At 70.3% G+C, this 16,845-nt stretch carries 10 protein-coding genes; 4 read left to right on the top strand and 6 right to left on the bottom strand.

What is annotated here, in order from left to right:
• Window positions 1–9: 9 nt before the first annotated feature.
• Window positions 10–3,285, bottom strand: coding sequence for a GH92 family glycosyl hydrolase (locus ACFY0K_RS43240; RefSeq protein WP_390644523.1), 3,276 nt, complete (start codon window positions 3,283–3,285; stop codon window positions 10–12).
• A 748-nt stretch (window positions 3,286–4,033) separates the two neighbouring features.
• Between ACFY0K_RS43240 and ACFY0K_RS43245 the strand changes: the two genes are divergently transcribed.
• The gene (locus ACFY0K_RS43245; protein WP_390644524.1) at window positions 4,034–6,301 is read left to right on the top strand and encodes an NEW3 domain-containing protein; all 2,268 of its coding nucleotides are present in this window, start codon (window positions 4,034–4,036) and stop codon (window positions 6,299–6,301) included.
• Between the two features lie 142 nt (window positions 6,302–6,443).
• Here ACFY0K_RS43245 and ACFY0K_RS43250 read toward each other — a convergent pair whose 3' ends face one another.
• The 3 genes from ACFY0K_RS43250 to acnA form a co-directional block, all read right to left on the bottom strand.
• Window positions 6,444–7,958, bottom strand: coding sequence for an ATP-binding protein (locus ACFY0K_RS43250; RefSeq protein ID WP_390644525.1), 1,515 nt, complete (start codon window positions 7,956–7,958; stop codon window positions 6,444–6,446).
• On the bottom strand, window positions 7,955–8,680 hold the full coding sequence (locus tag ACFY0K_RS43255) for a response regulator transcription factor (RefSeq protein WP_351962598.1): 726 nt from the start codon (window positions 8,678–8,680) through the stop codon (window positions 7,955–7,957). Before ACFY0K_RS43255 ends, ACFY0K_RS43250 begins: the two co-directional genes overlap by 4 nt.
• 166 nt (window positions 8,681–8,846) lie before the next feature.
• A complete protein-coding gene (gene acnA, locus ACFY0K_RS43260) occupies window positions 8,847–11,561 on the bottom strand; it encodes an aconitate hydratase AcnA (RefSeq protein WP_390644526.1) in 2,715 nt (904 codons plus the stop codon).
• 568 nt (window positions 11,562–12,129) lie between these two features.
• On the opposite strand from acnA, the gene ACFY0K_RS43265 reads away from it, so the two are divergent.
• The gene (locus ACFY0K_RS43265) at window positions 12,130–12,327 is read left to right on the top strand and encodes a DUF4236 domain-containing protein (RefSeq protein WP_352359877.1); all 198 of its coding nucleotides are present in this window, start codon (window positions 12,130–12,132) and stop codon (window positions 12,325–12,327) included.
• Between the two features lie 18 nt (window positions 12,328–12,345).
• On the opposite strand, the gene ACFY0K_RS43270 is transcribed toward ACFY0K_RS43265, so the two are convergent.
• Window positions 12,346–13,428 carry a hypothetical protein gene (locus ACFY0K_RS43270; RefSeq protein WP_390644527.1) on the bottom strand — a complete coding sequence of 361 codons (1,083 nt, stop codon included), beginning with the start codon at window positions 13,426–13,428 and terminating at the stop codon, window positions 12,346–12,348.
• A gap of 240 nt (window positions 13,429–13,668) precedes the next feature.
• Here ACFY0K_RS43270 and ACFY0K_RS43275 point away from each other — a divergent pair, with 240 nt between their 5' ends.
• Window positions 13,669–15,198, top strand: a complete 1,530-nt coding sequence (locus tag ACFY0K_RS43275) for a helix-turn-helix domain-containing protein (RefSeq protein WP_390644528.1) — start codon at window positions 13,669–13,671, stop codon at window positions 15,196–15,198.
• A gap of 213 nt (window positions 15,199–15,411) precedes the next feature.
• On the opposite strand, the gene ACFY0K_RS43280 is transcribed toward ACFY0K_RS43275, so the two are convergent.
• A complete protein-coding gene (locus ACFY0K_RS43280; protein ID WP_390644529.1) occupies window positions 15,412–15,612 on the bottom strand; it encodes a hypothetical protein in 201 nt (66 codons plus the stop codon).
• Between the two features lie 154 nt (window positions 15,613–15,766).
• On the opposite strand from ACFY0K_RS43280, the gene ACFY0K_RS43285 reads away from it, so the two are divergent.
• Window positions 15,767–16,831, top strand: a complete 1,065-nt coding sequence (locus tag ACFY0K_RS43285) for a YhjD/YihY/BrkB family envelope integrity protein (RefSeq protein WP_390644530.1) — start codon at window positions 15,767–15,769, stop codon at window positions 16,829–16,831.
• Window positions 16,832–16,845 lie beyond the last annotated feature (14 nt).

Raw genomic sequence — 16,845 nt, forward strand, 5'->3', positions numbered from 1 at the left:
GTTCGCCGGTCAGCCGGTGGCGAGGGTGAACACGTGCAGGTCGCTGTTCTCGGGCAGTCGGACACTCCTGACGGTTTTGCCGGCCGGGGCCGTGAAGGGCCTGGTCGCGAAGACATAGGTGGCCACCGGGTCCCTGTCGGCGCCGGAGACGTTGCGGTAGGCGGTTCTCGCGACGATCTCGTTGCCGTACTGGACGGTGCCGCCTCCACCGCCGACGGTCCAGTCGGTCAAGGCGAGGTCGACGGTGCCCGTGGTGCCGTCGGTGTAGGTGACGGTCGCCTGGGCGGACTGGTTGCCGTTGGTGGCGCTGCCGAGGAAGGACAGCGTGGTGGCGGGGGTGGGGAGTTCGACGGTCTGGCCGGTGGCCGTCGCGTTGTCGGGCCGGCCTGCCGGGGCGTTCGGCCAGGTGTAGGCGAGGCCGTCGACCGTGCCCCGGTCGCCCGGGGTGAGACCGGCCGCCGCGAGGGCCTGGCGGGAGTAGCTCCAGCCGCCGCCGTCGAAGTCGGCCTCGTCGTGGTCGCCGGAGTCGTCCGAGATGCCGGTGCTGGAGTAGGCGGCGAGGAGGGTGCCGGGCGCGGCGACGGTGAGGGCGACCGGCTGGACGTAGGAGGAGCCGGCCGAGGTGACGGTGACCTTCGCGTCGTAGTAGCCCTGCGGGGTGCCCGGGGTGGTGGTGAGCGTGATCTGCCGGGAGCCGCCGGTGACGGTTCCCTCCGCGGGGTTGGCCGACACGCCGTCCGGTGTCTCGACGCGGAAGCGCACCTCGGGGCCGGTGCCGCCGGACAGGGACAGGGCGCGGACGGTGAGCGCCGTGCTGTCGCCGGGCGCGATCGTGGCCGTCGTCGGACCGACCCCGATCTGGTACGGCTGCTCGCCCTGGCGGAAGGACGGGGGCGGGTCGCTCGCGCCCCAGGTGCGGTTCGGGGTCGTGGCGAGGATGTAGTCGAGCCGGCCGCCGTTGCGGACGAAGGAGCTTTCGAGCCAAGGCCGGTCGCTGGTGCGGCCGTTGACCTTCAGGGACTGGACGTACGGGGCACCGCCCGCCGCCCCGGTGGCGTGGATCGAGATGTCGCCGCCGGCCGGGCGGTCGATCTCCACGCGCTCGAACAGGGGTGAGGCAAGGACGAGTTCGGCACGGGAGGGGACCTGCGGGTACATGCCGAGCGCAGAGAAGACGTACCAGGAGGACATCGCGCCGAGATCGTCGTTGCCGGGGATGCCGCCGGGCTGCGCCGACCAGAGCCGTGTCATCGCCGCGCGGACGGTCTCCTGGGTCCGATAGGGCGCTCCGGCGTAGTCGTACAGGTAGGGCACGTTGAGCGAGGGCTCGTTGTCCAGCTCGGACTTGTCGCCGCCGCTGCCGGTGAAGGCCCAGCTGCCGTCGCTGTCGTGGAAGAAGGCGGCAAGGCGGGCGAGCGCCTTGTCGGTGCCGCCCATCGCGGCGAAGAGCCCGGCCGGGTTGTGCTGGACCATCCAGGTGTACTGGGCGGCGGTGCCCTCGACGAACCCGTTGCCGGTGCCCGGGGTGAAGCCGGTGACCCAGCTGCCGTCCGCCTTGCGGTTGGCGATGTAGCCGCCGGTGGCGTCGGCGGCGATGTCGAAGTTGTTCTGCCACCACTGGGACCGGTCGGCGAATGCCGCAGCCGTCCCCTTCTCCCCGGCTGCCGTGGCGAGTTGGGAGAGGGAGAAGTCGGCCGTGGACATCTCCAGGGTCTCGGCGGCGCCGCCCCAGGCGTTCGACACGGACGGCATGTAGTGGTGGTCCACGTACTTGTCCAGGGACGGCCGTTGGCCTGTCGACAGCACCGGTTTGCCGGCCGGGGACAGGTCCTGGGCGGTCGGGACCGTCGCCGCCTTCACCAGCGAGGCCAGCGCGCCCTTCAGGTCGAAGTCGGTGCCGCCGAAGGCCCGGATGCCGGCGAGGGCGGTGGGCGACGGGTCGCCGTTCATGACGTGGGTGCCGCTCGCGCCGTGCAGCCAGCGGTCCCAGACCCCGCCGTTCTGCCGTGCGAGTTCGTAGAGCGACTGGGCGATGTCCGAGCCCGTGCGCGGGTCCAGGAGGGTCAGCAACTGGACCTGGTCGCGGTAGACGTCCCAGCCGGAGAAGGTGCCGTACTGCGCCCGGTGGCCACGGGCGACCCGGTGCACCTTGCCGTCGCTGCCCCGGTAGCGGCCGTCGGCGTCGCTGATGACGTTCGGGTGGAAGAGGGAGTGGTAGAGGGCCGTGTAGAAGGTGGTGCGGTCGGCGTCCGTACCGCCGCCGACGCGGATGGCGTCGAGGCGGTCCCGCCAGGTGCGGTGGGCCGCGTCGCGGACGGCGTCGAAGGAGCGCCCCGGCGGGTTCTCCGCCGTCAGGTTCACCTCGGCGGCGGCCCGGCTGACGTACGAGATGCCGACCTTGACGTTCACCGGGCCCGCGCCGGGCGCGAACTGGACGTAGCCGCCCGCCCCCTTGCCGGCGACCGGTCGCCCGCCGTTCGCGGAGAAACCGCCGGTGCCGCCGGACGTGGTCGTCGAGCCCGGGCTGAGCGTGCCGTCCTGCCAGGTGCCGGTGGCGGTGAAGGCGCGGTCGAAGCGGGCGGTGAAGTAGAGGGTGTAGTAGGAGCGTCGACCCTCGGGGTCGAGGTAGCCGCAGAAGTCGCCTGAGGTGACCGAGCCGGAGACGGTGCGGGCCTCCGGGTCGATGGTGACCGTCGAATCGGCCGATCCCACCTCGGAGTTGGCGGTGCGGATCAGCAGGGAAGCGGGCTTGTCGGACGGGTAGGTGAACTGGGCCGAACCGGTGCGGGCGGTCGCGGTGAGGTCGGCGGTGACACCGGAGGCGAGGCCCACCCGGTAGTGGCCGGGCTCCGCGGTCTCGTCGGCGTGGCTGAAGTCCGAGGCGTAGACGGCGTCCTTCGTGTCGCTCGCCGGGGAGGAGGTGACCTCGCCGGCGTACGGGAAGAACGGGATGTCACCGCTGCCGCCCGCGCAGCCGGTGCCGGACATGTGGGTCAGGCTGAAGCCGCGGATGCGGGTGGCGTCGTACTGGTAGCCGCCCGGTGCGGCCGTTCTGGTCGCGTCGCCTCTGGTGTTCTCCGGGCTCCAGGAGACCATGCCGAACGGCACGACGGCGCCGGGGAAGGTGTTGCCGCCGTTCCTGCTGCCGATCAGCGGATCGACGTACGCCGTGGGGTCCTTGACCAGTTCGGGTGGTGCGCCGGCGGTCGCCGCGAAGCCGAGCGTGGGGGAGCCGCCGGCCGCGAGTACCGCGGCCAGCAGCAGGGACATGGGTCGGAAACGCATGACGCGGCCCTTCCTCCTCCGGACGGGTCGCGCACCACGGGTCGCACAAGCCGCAGGGACAGTAACGTGCGCCACCGGTACCACGGAAGACCGCGCATGCCGCGGACGGCTCGGCACCGGTTCACCCGGTCGGGTGACCCGAAGTGGGTTGACATCGTTGTCCGTTGAGGCGGTAAAGTCATGTACAGACCATGAGACAACGTTGTCGCCCGTCACGGGACCGACACAGGCCGCAGAGCGGACGCGCACGAGGCATCACGAGCAACTCCCCCCGGACAGGCCCACCCACCCCCCTCGCCTGCCCGGCTCGCGGACCCGGTGTGCACCGACACCGGGTCCGCCCAGAGCAGACCGCGCACGTCCGTGCGAGGTGAACGGCCGTGCGCGGGCCATGGGGAGCAAGCGTGGGGCGGAAGCGGGCCCGCCGCCTGGCGGGTTCCGGTCCGTCGGGCATATATGGGAGCGCTCCCACCCCACTCCCCCGTGAAGCTAGCGCGGACGGGGGGCGGGTGTAAACGGTGCGGCACGGCCTGACCGCTCCGAGCGGCAGGCGAGATCGCCGGCGGCAAGCCCGCCACAGCCCGCGCACAGACTTGACCCATTCTTGGCCGAGCGCGCTATGTGGTGACTGGCGTGCGGTCATGTTCACTTGACGCGGCCATGAGGTTGGTTCTTGACGGTTTCTGAGTCATCGGCCTTTCCGCACCGACCGTCGCGCTGTCAGGGCGCTGCGATGGAGGAAGAACTCATGAGAACACGGATACGCGGCGTGCTGGCCGCGTTCACCGGAGCAGTGCTGCTCACGATGGGAGTCACCGCGGGCGGCGGACAGTCCGCGCGAGCCGATGACAACGGTGTCGGACTCAAGCCCGTCCTCGGGTGGAGCAGTTGGAGCTTCGTCCGGCGCAACCCGACCGCGGCGACCATCGAGGCGCAGGCGAAGGCGCTCAAGGACAGCGGGCTCGCGAAGAAAGGATTCGTCTACGCCAACGTCGACGACTTCTGGTACCAGTGCCCGGGCAGCCAGGGTCCGGACGTCGACCAGTACGGCCGCTGGGTCACCGACCCCGCCAAGTTCCCGCCCCGCGGCGCCGAGAACGGCATCCAGGTGGTGGCCGACTACGTCCACTCCCTCGGGCTGAAGTTCGGCCTGTACGTGACCCCGGGCATCTCCCGGCAGGCGGTCGCCGAGAACACCGGGATCCAGGGGACCGCGTACCACGCCCGGGACATCGCCACCACGACGGCGGAGAACAACTACAACTGCGGCGGCATGGTGGGCATCGACTACGCCAAGCCCGGCGCGCAGGCGTTCATCGACTCCTGGGCCGGGCAGTTCGCCGGCTGGGGCATCGACTACCTCAAGATCGACGGCGTCGGCACCCCCGACCAGCAGGACGTGCAGGCCTGGTCGGACGCGCTGCGGCACACCGGGCGGCCGATCCATCTGGAGCTCTCCAACAACCTGGACATCAACAACGCGGCCACCTGGGCGAAGCTCTCCAACGGCTGGCGCACCGGCGGCGACGTCGAGTGCTACTGCGGGCCGGGCGGCAGCAGTTACCCGCTCACCACGTGGGCCTCGGTCGCCTCACGGTTCGACCAGGTCGCCGCGTGGGCGCCCTACGGCGGTCCCGGCGGGTACAACGACTACGACTCCCTGGAGATCGGCAACGGCGACGACAACGGCCTGACGCCCGACGAGCGCCGGACGCAGATGAGCCTGTGGTCGCTGGCCGCCTCCCCGCTGATCCTCGGCACCGACCTCACCCACCTCGACCCCGCCGACCTCGCCCTGCTGAAGAACAGCGACGTGCTCGCGGTCGACCAGGACGGTATCGACGCCCACCGGATCTCCTCGGACACCGACTCCCAGGTGTTCGCCAAGACCGAGCCCGGCGGGGACGCCGTGGTCGGTCTGTTCAACACCGGCTCGGCTCCCCGGGAGGTCGCCACTACCGCGGCCGCGCTGGGCCTGCCCAAGGCGCGTGACTACGCCCTGCGGGACCTGTGGGACCACGGGCTGACCGAGTCCGCGGGCCGGATCGCCGCGAACGTCCCGCCGCACGGGGTGGTCCTGTACCGGGTGCACGGCACCCGCCACCCGGTGACCGGCGCGGCGCCGGACGTCTCGCTGGCGCTGGACTGGGCCCCCGCGCCGAGCGACAGCACCACGCGTACCGTGACCGCGGTCCTGTCCGACAACGGCTCGCAGCCGGTCACCGACGCCGCCCTGACCCTCACCGGGCCGTCCGGCACGAAGATCACCACGCATCAGGCGACGCGGGCCCGGACGATCCGCGGCGGCCGTGCGCTGAAGGCCACCTACTCCGTGGCCATCCCGCCCTCGGCGAAGCTCTTCGCCTCCAGCGACTTCCGGGGGACGGCGGCCTACCGCTTCCGGTCGGCCGGGAAGACGCACCTCACCGCCGGTGACACGATCACCGTGAACCATCAGGTGACCGCCCCGTACCGGACGTTCGCCTCCACCACGGCGAGCTTCAGCGAGTCCGGCACCGCGCTCGGGATCCGGGCCCAGGGCGCCGACCTCTACAACGGCACCAACGAGTACGGCACGGTCTACCTGCCCGGAGCCGAGCACGACGGTTCCGTGACCACCGTGAAGCTCGACTCCCAGTCGGACACCGACGTCTGGGCGAAGGCCGGGATCATGGTCCGCAACGACATCACCCAGCCCAACACCTCGCCCGGCTATCTGGCCCTGGTCGCCACACCGGCCAACGGCTACCTCCTCGACTGGGACAGCGACGGCAACGGAACGCTGGACTCCCAGGACTCCACCGGCAGCGCCACCTACCCGTCGTGGCTGAAGCTGGTCCGCCACGGCACCACCTACAGCGGCTACTACTCCACCGACGACGCCACCTGGAACCTGGTCGGCACCGTCACCGTCCCGACCGCCGCGGCCACCCAGGACGTCGGCCTCACCCAGACCTCGCACGCCTCGGGCACCACCGGCGAGGCCGACTTCGACGCGTTCACCACCACTCCCTGACGGTCCCGGCCCGCCGCCCGCGTGGTGCCCCGCCGAGCGCTCCGCTGGAATCACCGCGCGGTGCCGTCGGCCGGCTGCTGCCCCGTCGTGGCTGGTCGCGCAGTTCCCCGCGCCCCCTTGGGGGCGCTGCCTCCGGACCCGCTCACACAGGTGCCGTACGGGCGGCGGTCGTGGTTCCGGTCGTCGGGAGTTCGGCGGCCGGGAGTTCGAGGGTGAACTCCGTGCGGCCCGGAGTGCTCTGTACGTCGATGCGGCCGCCGTGGGCCGCGGTGATGGCCGAGGCGATGGCGAGGCCCAGGCCCGAGCCGCCCTCCAGGACCCCGGCGCGGGTGCGGGAGGTGTCGGCCCGGGTGAAGCGTTCGAAGACGGTCGGCAGGAGGGCGGCCGGGATGCCGGGGCCGTCGTCCCGGACCCGGACCACGCAGGTGGTCCGGGTGGATTCGACGGTCGCGATCACGGTCGTACCCACGGGGGTGTGCACCCGCGCGTTGGCCATCAGGTTGGCCACCACCTGGTGCAGGCGGGCCTCGTCGCCCAGCACCAGTGCCGGGCCGTCGTCGAGATCGAGTTCCAGCCGCCAGACGTGCCCGGCCCCGGCCGCCCGCGCGTCCCACACCGCCTCCGCCACCAGCGCCGCCATGTCCACCTCGGCGGACTGCAGCGGGCGGCCCTCGTCGAGGCGGGCCAGGAGCAGCAGGTCCTCCACCAGGCTGCGCATCCGGGCCGACTCGGCGTCGACCCGGCGCCAGGCCAGGCCGGGTTCGATGCGGTCCGTGCCGCGGTTCATCAGCTCGGCGTACCCGGCGATCGAGGCGAGCGGGGTGCGCAGTTCGTGGCTGGCGTCGGCCAGGAAGCGGCGCATCCGCTCCTCGCTCCGGCGCACCTGTTCCTCGCTGCGCTGGCGTTCCGCGAGGGACGCCTCGACGTGGTCGATCATGCGGTTGAGGGCGGCGCCGACCTGGCCGGCCTCGCTGCCGGGGTCGGTGTCCTGTTCGGGCACCCGGGTCAGGCCGGTCACCTGGCCCCGGCCGAGCGGTGCGTGGGAGACCTCGACGGCGGTGGCGGCGACCCGGCCGAGGGGCCGCAACTGCCGTCGTATCACCACCGCGCAGACGCACCCGGCGGCCGTGAGGCCGACCGCGGCGACGGCGATCTCGACCTCGACCAGGCCGCTGATGGTGTCCAGTACGTCGTCCATGGGGAGGCCGGCCAGGACGCGGACGCCGCCGGCGTTCAGGGCGGTGACCCGGTAGGTGCCGAGGCCGGGGACCTGACGGGTGTGGGTGGAACCGTCCTGGGCGAGGCCCTTGAGGGCGTTGGTCTGGGCGGTGGAGAGGGAGCGCGGGGGCGCGTCCTGGCTGACCACGGCCGCGTTGATGATGTCGCCCTCGGCGTCCAGGCGGGCGGCGAGCATGCCGGCCGGGTGGCCGCTCTCGCCGAGGAAGGTCAGGTCGCGGGTGAGTTCCGGGTGCAGCGCGGCTCCGCCGACGCCGCGCTCGGCCGCGTCGCTCACCTGGTTGTCCAGACTGCCCATCAGATAGGCGCGTTGGGCGAACACCGTGGTCAGGGCCATCACGGCACACACACAGACCAGGACGGCGGTGATGAAGACGAGCAGTCGCGTGCGCAGCGACCGGCTCCGCAGCCGGGCGGTCATCTGCCGTCCTCCACGGGCCGTACGACGTAGCCCATGCCGCGCACGGTGTGGATCATCGGCGCCCGGCCCCGGTCGATCTTGCGGCGCAGGCTGGAGATGTAGACCTCGACGAGGTTGCCGCCGCCGTCGAAGGAGGTGCTCCAGACGTGGTCGAGGATCTGGGCCTTGCTGAGCACCTGGCGCGGATGGTCCAGGAGCAGGCTGAGCAGGTCGAACTCCTTTGCGGTGAGCCTGATCGGGGTGCCGGCCCGCTGCACCTCGCGGGACTCGCCGCTCAGCACCAGGTCGCCGAGGACGCGTACCGAGTCGTCGGCGGGGGGCTGTTCGGTGCCGGCCCGGCGGAGCAGCCCGCGCAGCCGCAGCACGACCTCCTCCAGGGAGAAGGGCTTGGTGACGTAGTCGTCGGCCCCGGCCTCCAGGCCGTCGATGCGGTGCTCGATGGCGTCGCGGGCCGTGAGCATCAGGACGGGCAGCCTCGGCATCTCGTAGCGGAGTCTGCGCAGCACCTGGAGGCCGTCGAGGTCGGGCAGCATCCCGTCGAGCACCACCGCGTGCGGGGCGCAGCCGCGGGCCAGCCGCAGGGCGCTCTGTCCGTCGAGCGCGGGGTACGGGCGCCAGCCCGCGTCGGCGACGGCGGCGGAGAGCAGCTCGGTGAGACCGGGCTCGTCGTCGACGATCAGGACGCGGACTCGGCCGGTTCGGGCCCCTGCGGTGGCAGACATGTAGCAAGTCTGTGCCGGTTGGCTGGGGGAACCCTGTGTTCCGACTGAGCTTTGACGATGTCACGTACAGGAAACGCGCAAAGGGAAGGCGGAGGGCCGCGTCCCCGGTGACCGGGGACGCGGCCCTCACAGGCCGGCGCGGACCGCTGCGGTCCGCAGCCGCGGACTACTTGCGGATCAGGCTGCGCAGCACGTACTGCATGATGCCGCCGTTGCGGTAGTAGTCGGCCTCACCGGGGGTGTCGATCCGGACGACCGCGTCGAACTCGACGCCCGTGTCGGTGGTGACCTTGACCGTGCGCGGGGTGGTGCCGTTGTTGAGCTCCTCGACGCCGGTGAAGGAGAAGGTCTCCTCGCCGGTCAGACCGAGGGACTCGGCGTTGGCACCCTCCGGGAACTGCAGCGGCAGGACGCCCATGCCGATGAGGTTCGAGCGGTGGATGCGCTCGTACGACTCGGCGATGACGGCCTTGACGCCGAGCAGCGCGGTGCCCTTGGCGGCCCAGTCGCGGGACGAGCCGGAGCCGTACTCCTTGCCGGCCAGGACGACCAGCGGGATGCCCTGTTCGATGTAGTTGCGGGAGGCGTCGTAGATGAACGACACCGGAGCGTCGGCCTGGGTGAAGTCGCGGGTGTAGCCGCCCTCGGTGCCCGGCGCGATCTGGTTGCGCAGGCGGATGTTGGCGAACGTGCCGCGGATCATGACCTCGTGGTTGCCTCGGCGGGAGCCGTAGGAGTTGAAGTCGCGGCGCTCCACACCGTGCTCGGTGAGGTACTTGCCGGCCGGGGTGTCGGCCTTGATGGCGCCGGCGGGCGAGATGTGGTCGGTGGTGACCGAGTCGCCGAGCTTGGCGAGGACGCGGGCGCCGGCGATGTCGGTGACCGGGGCCGGCTCGTGCTGCATGCCCTCGAAGTACGGGGGCTTGCGGACGTAGGTCGACTGCGGGTCCCAGTCGAAGGTGTTGCCGGTCGGGATCGGCAGCGACTGCCACTGGGCGTCACCGGCGAAGACGTCGGCGTAGGACTTGTTGAACATGTCCTCGCCGATCGCGTTGGCGACGACGTCGTTGACCTCGGCCTCGGTCGGCCAGATGTCGGACAGGTAGACCGGCTTGCCGTCCTGGTCGGTGCCGAGGGCGTCCTTGGTGATGTCCACCTTCATGGAGCCCGCGAGCGCGTAGGCGACCACCAGCGGCGGGGAGGCCAGGTAGTTCATCTTGACGTCGGGGTTGATCCGGCCCTCGAAGTTGCGGTTGCCGGAGAGGACCGAGGTGACGGCGAGGTCGTGGTCGTTGACGGCCTTGGAGACCTCCTCCGGCAGCGGGCCGGAGTTGCCGATGCAGGTGGTGCAGCCGTAACCGACCAGGTTGAAGCCGACCTTGTCGAGGTACGGGGTCAGGCCCGCCTTCTCGAAGTAGTCGGTGACGACCTTGGAGCCCGGGGCGAGGGTGGTCTTGACCCAGGGCTTGCGGGTCAGGCCCTTCTCGACCGCCTTCTTGGCCACCAGGGCGGCGGCGACCATGACGTACGGGTTCGAGGTGTTGGTGCAGGAGGTGATGGCCGCGACGGTGACCGCGCCGTGGTCGATCTCGTACGAGGTGCCGTCGGGGGCGGTCACGGTGACCGGGTTGGACGGGACGCCGTTTGCGGACGCCGGGGCGTCGGAGGCCGGGAAGGACTCCTTGCCCGCCTCGTCGGCGGTGTCCACGTAGTTGCGGACGTCGGTCTTGAACTGCTCGGCGGCGTTGGCGAGGACGATGCGGTCCTGCGGGCGCTTCGGGCCGGCGATGGAGGGGACGACCGTGGCGAGGTCGAGCTCCAGCTTCTCGGAGAAGTCGGGCTCGGCCTTCGGGTCCAGCCAGAGGCCCTGCTCCTTGGCGTACGCCTCGACGAGGGCGACCTGCTGCTCGGAGCGGCCGGTGAGCTTGAGGTAGTTCAGGGTCTCACCGTCGATCGGGAAGATCGCGGCGGTGGAGCCGAACTCCGGCGACATGTTGCCGATGGTGGCGCGGTTGGCGAGGGAGGTGGCGGCCACGCCCTCGCCGTAGAACTCGACGAACTTGCCGACCACACCGTGCTTGCGCAGCATCTCGGTGATGGTGAGGACGAGGTCCGTGGCGGTGGTGCCGGGCTTGAGCTCACCGGTCAGCTTGAAGCCGACGACGCGCGGGATGAGCATGGAGACCGGCTGGCCGAGCATGGCGGCCTCGGCCTCGATGCCGCCGACGCCCCAGCCGAGGACGCCGAGGCCGTTGACCATGGTGGTGTGCGAGTCGGTGCCGACCAGGGTGTCCGGGTAGGCCTGGCCGTTGCGGACCATGACCGTGCGGGCGAGGTGCTCGATGTTCACCTGGTGGACGATGCCGGTGCCCGGGGGGACGACCTTGAACTCGTCGAAGGCGGTCTGGCCCCAGCGCAGGAACTGGTAGCGCTCCTTGTTGCGGCCGTACTCCAGCTCGACGTTCTGCTTGAAGGCGTCGTTGGTGCCGAACTTGTCGGCGATGACGGAGTGGTCGATGACCAGCTCGGCCGGGGCCAGCGGGTTGATCTTCGCCGGGTCGCCGCCCAGCTCCTTCACGGCCTCACGCATGGTCGCGAGGTCCACGACACACGGCACACCGGTGAAGTCCTGCATGATCACGCGAGCCGGCGTGAACTGGATCTCCTGGCTGGGCTGGGCCTGCGAGTCCCAGCCGCCGAGGGCGCGGATGTGGTCGGCGGTGATGTTCGCGCCGTCCTCCGTGCGGAGCAGGTTCTCCAGCAGCACCTTCAGGCTGTACGGAAGGCGAGCCGAGCCTTCCACCTTGTCCAGCCGGAAGATCTCGTACGACTCGTCGCCCACCTGCAGCGTGCTACGGGCGTCGAAGCTGTTCGCCGACACGACAGTCTCCTTCATTGATGTGCGCGTACCACCGTCATCGTGCCGCCACGCCGACTTGGCCGATCCAGTAAGGTCAGACTAAGTTAGGCATGCCTTACCAGGGTGGCGATCACGGTGCGCCTAGGCAGATATCTCGATGTCGAGATAACTCTAGTACACGGTCGCGGGTTGGTCATGCCCGGACCCGCTGTGTTCTGCGCCGCCGCGCTCCCGGGCACGGACCCACAGCGGTCACCGGGTCACCCTGCATGCCAGGTACGTCTACGGACTGTCGGCCAGCGAACGCCAGGTGGCGCAGCGGGTGCCGGGGGGACGCCCAGTGGGCCGGTCCACCCCCGAGCTCATGGACGAGCAGGCGATCAGAAGGTCTTCTCCCACCACTACCCGCCCGGCCCGTCACCCGGTCCCCCGCCCGGCCCCTCACCCAGCCTCCGCCGACCACGGACGGCCGGAGACGGCCGCCGGGCCGCGGCCGACGGGAAAGAGACCGCCGGGCCGGGCTGAGGGCGCCGCGCCGGGGTAGCCGGAAGCCATCGGCAAGCCTCACAGAGAGGTGGAAGGAGACACCGTGCCCCTCACGTTCCGCAAGAGTTTCCGGATCCTGCCGGGTGTGCGCCTGAACATCAACCGGCACTCCTGGTCCATCACCACCGGCGGCCGGCACGGGCCGCGCCACACGCACAGCAGTACGGGACGGCGTACGACGTCGATGGACCTGCCGGGCCCGTTCGGGTGGCGGCGCACCAGCAGGGCCCGGCGCGGGTGACGCCCGCGGAGGTCGGGCTCAGGAGCTCTCGAGCCGGCCGTAGGCGCTGAGGCCGGCCGGGCGGTGAAGGCGGTGTCGTCGATCACACGGGCGCCGCAGTCCGGCTCCGGGCGGAGGTGCGGGGAACCCGGAAGGCGGATCGTCGGCGTGTCGGAGAACGTGCCACAACGTGTCAAGTCGGGCCTCGCGAGAGATGAGGTCGAAGCGCATGCAGGTCGGGCCGTTGCCCACGCCCAGACGGACGCCCACGGCACCCTCGTTGAGCAGGCCGTTCAGGCTCCAGCCCACCCGGTCGGCGAAGAGCACACCGCTGCCGACGGCGTCCTCGGCGAACCCGTCGCCCTGGATCCTCACCTGCAGCGGAGAGGAATTACGCATCTCCTCCGCTGTCTCGGCGGCGGCCCTGAACCGGTCGGCGCGGGCACCGGTCAATTCACGGTGTCCGGCGACGAGTACGGATTCCATTCGCAACGTTCGGGAAACGGTGAGCTCGGCTTCCACGCGGTCGGCGAGAACGGTCGGCGACTTGGCCACCTCGAAGTGGTTTCCGATGGTGGAGTGTTCGTCCGGGAGAGGTTCGGGGCGGGTACGGCAAACGGCTGCAGATTTCTCCGAAGGCGAATGACGCGATCCGTTCCCGGGCCGGTCATCCACACCTCTTCGCAGGCCAGGAGAAGTTGGCAAACGGTCCGGAATATCGATCTCCGAGAACGTTTCGAGACCCTGTCGGACGACCCGCGGATCAGCGGAGAAGGAGACCAGTGGAATCCACAGCACACCGGACCCGGAAGAGAGCGCGACCAGGCCGGGGCTGGTCGGGATGTCGGCCAGGTGGCTCTTGAGACATATACGATCACCACTGTGTGCGACGAGACTGCGGGAATTCCCGGCGGCTGCCGCGGGCACCCATCGGAACAGGGCACCGGCAGCAGTATCGGGCACAACGGGCCGCGCATCACATTCCGTTGTGGATGATCGCGAGAGACGGCTAGTGTTTTCACCCTCGGGCGTCATGGTGGTCGTGCCCCGACCGGCGTCGAGGGAGCCGAGCGCGATGACTTCCGGGACTTCCGGAGTTCCGACGGACAGGGCGGTTCCCATGACCGCCGGGGGCATTTCTCGTGCCTCCGAATTGCGCCTTATGACACATGCCGACGAAGAGCACAACGGCCGAAGGAATTCCTGCCCAGACGTCGGGAGCCGCCTTGACGCGCTCTCATCTCACCCTCGCGCAACTCTGAACCACGGTCGACGGGCCGAACGGACGGGCCCGTTGACAGGGCATCACCCGAACGGACCCCCCAACGGGCGCCATCTCATATCTGAGATAACCTCGGCCTCATGGCAGACGACTACCTCGTACGCATCGGCAAGCTCATCCGTGACGCCCGGCAACACCGAGGCTGGACACAGACACAGCTCGCGGAGGCGCTCGGCACCAGTCAGAGCGCCGTCAACCGCATCGAGCGCGGCAACCAAAACATCAGCCTTGAGATGATCGCTCGAATCGGTGAGGCCCTGGACAGTGAGATCGTCTCACTGGGCTACGCGGGCCCGATGCATCTGCGGGTGGTCGGCGGCCGCCGGCTGTCCGGCGCCATCGACGTGAAGACCAGCAAGAACGCGTGCGTGGCCCTGCTGTGCGCCTCGCTGCTCAACAAGGGCCGCACCGTCCTGCGCCGGGTGGCCCGGATCGAGGAGGTGTACCGCCTGCTGGAGGTACTCAACTCCATCGGCGTGCGCACCCGCTGGATCAACGACGGCGTCGACCTGGAACTGGTGCCGCCCGCCGAACTCGACATGGCGTCGATCGACGCCGAGGCCGCCGTACGCACCCGCTCGATCATCATGTTCTTCGGCCCGCTGCTGCACCGTATGGACCACTTCAAGCTGCCCTACGCCGGCGGCTGCGACCTGGGCACGCGGACCATCGAGCCGCACATGATCGCGCTGCGCCGGTTCGGCCTGGACATCGCGGCGACCGAGGGGCAGTACCACGCACAGGTCGACCGCGCGGTCCGCCCCGGCCGCCCGATCGTCCTGACCGAGCGCGGCGACACGGTGACCGAGAACGCGCTGCTGGCCGCCGCCCGGCACGACGGCGTCACCGTCATCCGCAACGCGTCCTCCAACTACATGGTCCAGGACCTCTGCTTCTTCCTGGAGGCGCTGGGTGTCAAGGTCGAGGGCATCGGCACCACGACGCTGACCGTGCACGGCGTCCCGAACATCGACGTGGACGTGGACTACTCGCCCTCCGAGGACCCGGTAGAGGCGATGAGCCTGCTGGCGGCGGCCGTCGTCACCGAGTCGGAGCTGACGGTCCGGCGCGTCCCCATCGAGTTCCTGGAGATCGAGCTGGCCGTCCTGGAGGAGATGGGCCTCGACCACGACCGCAGCCCCGAGTACAGCGCGGACAACGGCCGTACCCGCCTGATCGACCTCACGGTCCGCCCCTCCAAGCTGGAGGCGCCGATCGACAAGATCCACCCCATGCCGTTCCCCGGCCTGAACATCGACAACGTGCCGTTCTTCGCCGCCATCGCGGCGGTCGCGCAGGGCAAGACCCTCATCCACGACTGGGTCTACGACAACCGCGCGATCTACCTGACCGACCTGAACCGCCTCGGCGGCCGCCTTCAGCTCCTCGACCCGCACCGGGTCCTGGTGGAGGGCCCGACCCGCTGGCGCGCCGCCGAGATGATGTGCCCGCCGGCCCTGCGTCCCGCCGTGGTCGTCCTGCTGGCCATGATGGCGGCCGAGGGCACGTCCGTCCTGCGCAACGTCTACGTCATCAACCGCGGCTACGAGGACCTCGCCGAACGCCTCAACTCGATCGGGGCGCAGATCGAGATCTTCCGCGACATCTGAACGGCGCGGTGTCGTGCCCCTTGGAGGCAAGGGGCACGACACCTCGACATGTCATGGCCTCGCCGTAGGTCGACTGCAGCCGGCCTCGGATCCGGAACCACACAGCCCGACGACCGTCGGTGAAAACGCGGAGCCGGGCAGCCGGCCGGATACCGGCGGGCATGGGGCACTGCGACCCGCCTCAGCGCCGCCCACGTCTGTGCGCCGTTGACGTCACGCGGCGTGGCGCTCGGACGCCCCGGCCGCCGGCAGAGAGGGGGAGCCGCTTCCCTCGCCGGGGATCAGCTTCAGACGGCGGCGCCCACGCGCCTTTTGCGGGCCGGTGGAATCGGCGGGCAGCCAATCCTCGAAACGGTCCATGACCAGCAGCAACAGCCCCAGCGCCGGGAGCAGCAGTACCGCTATGACGACCACAGCGTCGCGTCCCTTCCTCGATGACGGGTACCGCCCGGGTGCCCTCCCCACGGAACGCCTCAACGAGGTGATGTGAGGGTGGGGTGAAGGTTGGTGCGAGAAAACGGCGTGCATCGTGGCTTTGAGGCCGCGGTGGGCGGCTATCCGCCCGGGTATGGCGAAGTTGCATCTCCCAGGACGAAAAGACGATCACGGCGATGACCGCCCTCCGGCATCCCGGATGCCCTCACCCGAGGAGGCAGGGCCGGACCCGCAGGTCGAGCAAGCGGCACCGAACGCGCCGACGAAGCTACCGAAGCAGGCCTGGGGCGCGGTCCTGAGGGGGAGCCTGAAGGAGTTCAAGGACGACGAGCTGACCGACCGGGCGGCGGCGCTGACCTACTACGGGGTACTGTCGCTGTTCCCCGCCCTGCTGGTGCTCGTCTCTCTGCTGGGGATCACCGGGAAATCGACCACTGACAAGGTGCTGGCCAACCTCAAGCAGCTGGCTCCCGGCTCGGCCCGGGACATCATCACCCGGGCGGTGGAACAGCTGCAGGGCGGCGCCGGCGCCGGATCGGTGATGGCGCTGGTGGGCATTCTGCTGGCGGTGTGGTCGGCGTCCGGGTACGTGGCCGCCTTCATCCGGGCCGCCAACGCCGTCTACGACATGCCCGAAGGCCGCCCGGTGTGGAAGATCCTGCCGGTACGCCTCGGCGTCACGGTCGTACTGATGGTGCTCGCCGTGGCCAGCGCGCTGATCGTGGTCTTCACCGGCTCCCTGGCGAGCAGAGCGGGGCAGACGCTCGGGATCGGACAGACGGTGCTGACGGTGTGGTCGATCGCGAAGTGGCCGGTACTGGTCCTGCTGGTCACCGTCATGATCGCGCTCCTGTACTGGGCGAGCCCGAACGCGAAGGTCAAGGGGTTCCGTTGGGTGACACCGGGCAGTTTCCTGGCGCTGGTGATCTGGATGATCGCCTCCGCGGGCTTTGCGTTCTACGTCGCCAACTTCGCCTCCTACAACAAGACCTACGGCACGATGGCCGGTGTCATCGTCTTCCTCGTCTGGCTGTGGATCACGAACCTCGCCGTCCTGCTGGGCCTGGAGTTCGACGCCGAGACCGTGCGCCAGCGGGCCGTGGCCGGCGGGCACCCGCCCGAGGCCGAGCCCTACACCCAGCCGCGCGACACCCGGAAGTGGGACGAGGAGGACGTGCGCCGCCTCGACGACGTCTGACCGGCCAGGCCACG

Source organism: Streptomyces sp. NPDC001507, from assembly GCF_042894765.1.
In the GTDB taxonomy this organism is placed as follows: Bacteria; Actinomycetota; Actinomycetes; order Streptomycetales; family Streptomycetaceae; genus Streptomyces.

What these genes read in the sequence shown, in the direction of transcription:
- ACFY0K_RS43240 (WP_390644523.1), bottom strand. Translation starts at nt 3,285, where the DNA reads ATGCGTTTCCGACCCATGTCCCTGCTGCTGGCCGCGGTACTCGCGGCC.
- ACFY0K_RS43250 (WP_390644525.1), bottom strand. Translation starts at nt 7,958, where the DNA reads ATGACCGCCCGGCTGCGGAGCCGGTCGCTGCGCACGCGACTGCTCGTC.
- ACFY0K_RS43270 (WP_390644527.1), bottom strand. Translation starts at nt 13,428, where the DNA reads ATGGGAACCGCCCTGTCCGTCGGAACTCCGGAAGTCCCGGAAGTCATC.
- ACFY0K_RS43285 (WP_390644530.1), top strand. Translation starts at nt 15,767, where the DNA reads ATGGCGAAGTTGCATCTCCCAGGACGAAAAGACGATCACGGCGATGAC.
- ACFY0K_RS43245 (WP_390644524.1), top strand. Translation starts at nt 4,034, where the DNA reads ATGAGAACACGGATACGCGGCGTGCTGGCCGCGTTCACCGGAGCAGTG.
- ACFY0K_RS43255 (WP_351962598.1), bottom strand. Translation starts at nt 8,680, where the DNA reads ATGTCTGCCACCGCAGGGGCCCGAACCGGCCGAGTCCGCGTCCTGATC.
- ACFY0K_RS43275 (WP_390644528.1), top strand. Translation starts at nt 13,669, where the DNA reads ATGGCAGACGACTACCTCGTACGCATCGGCAAGCTCATCCGTGACGCC.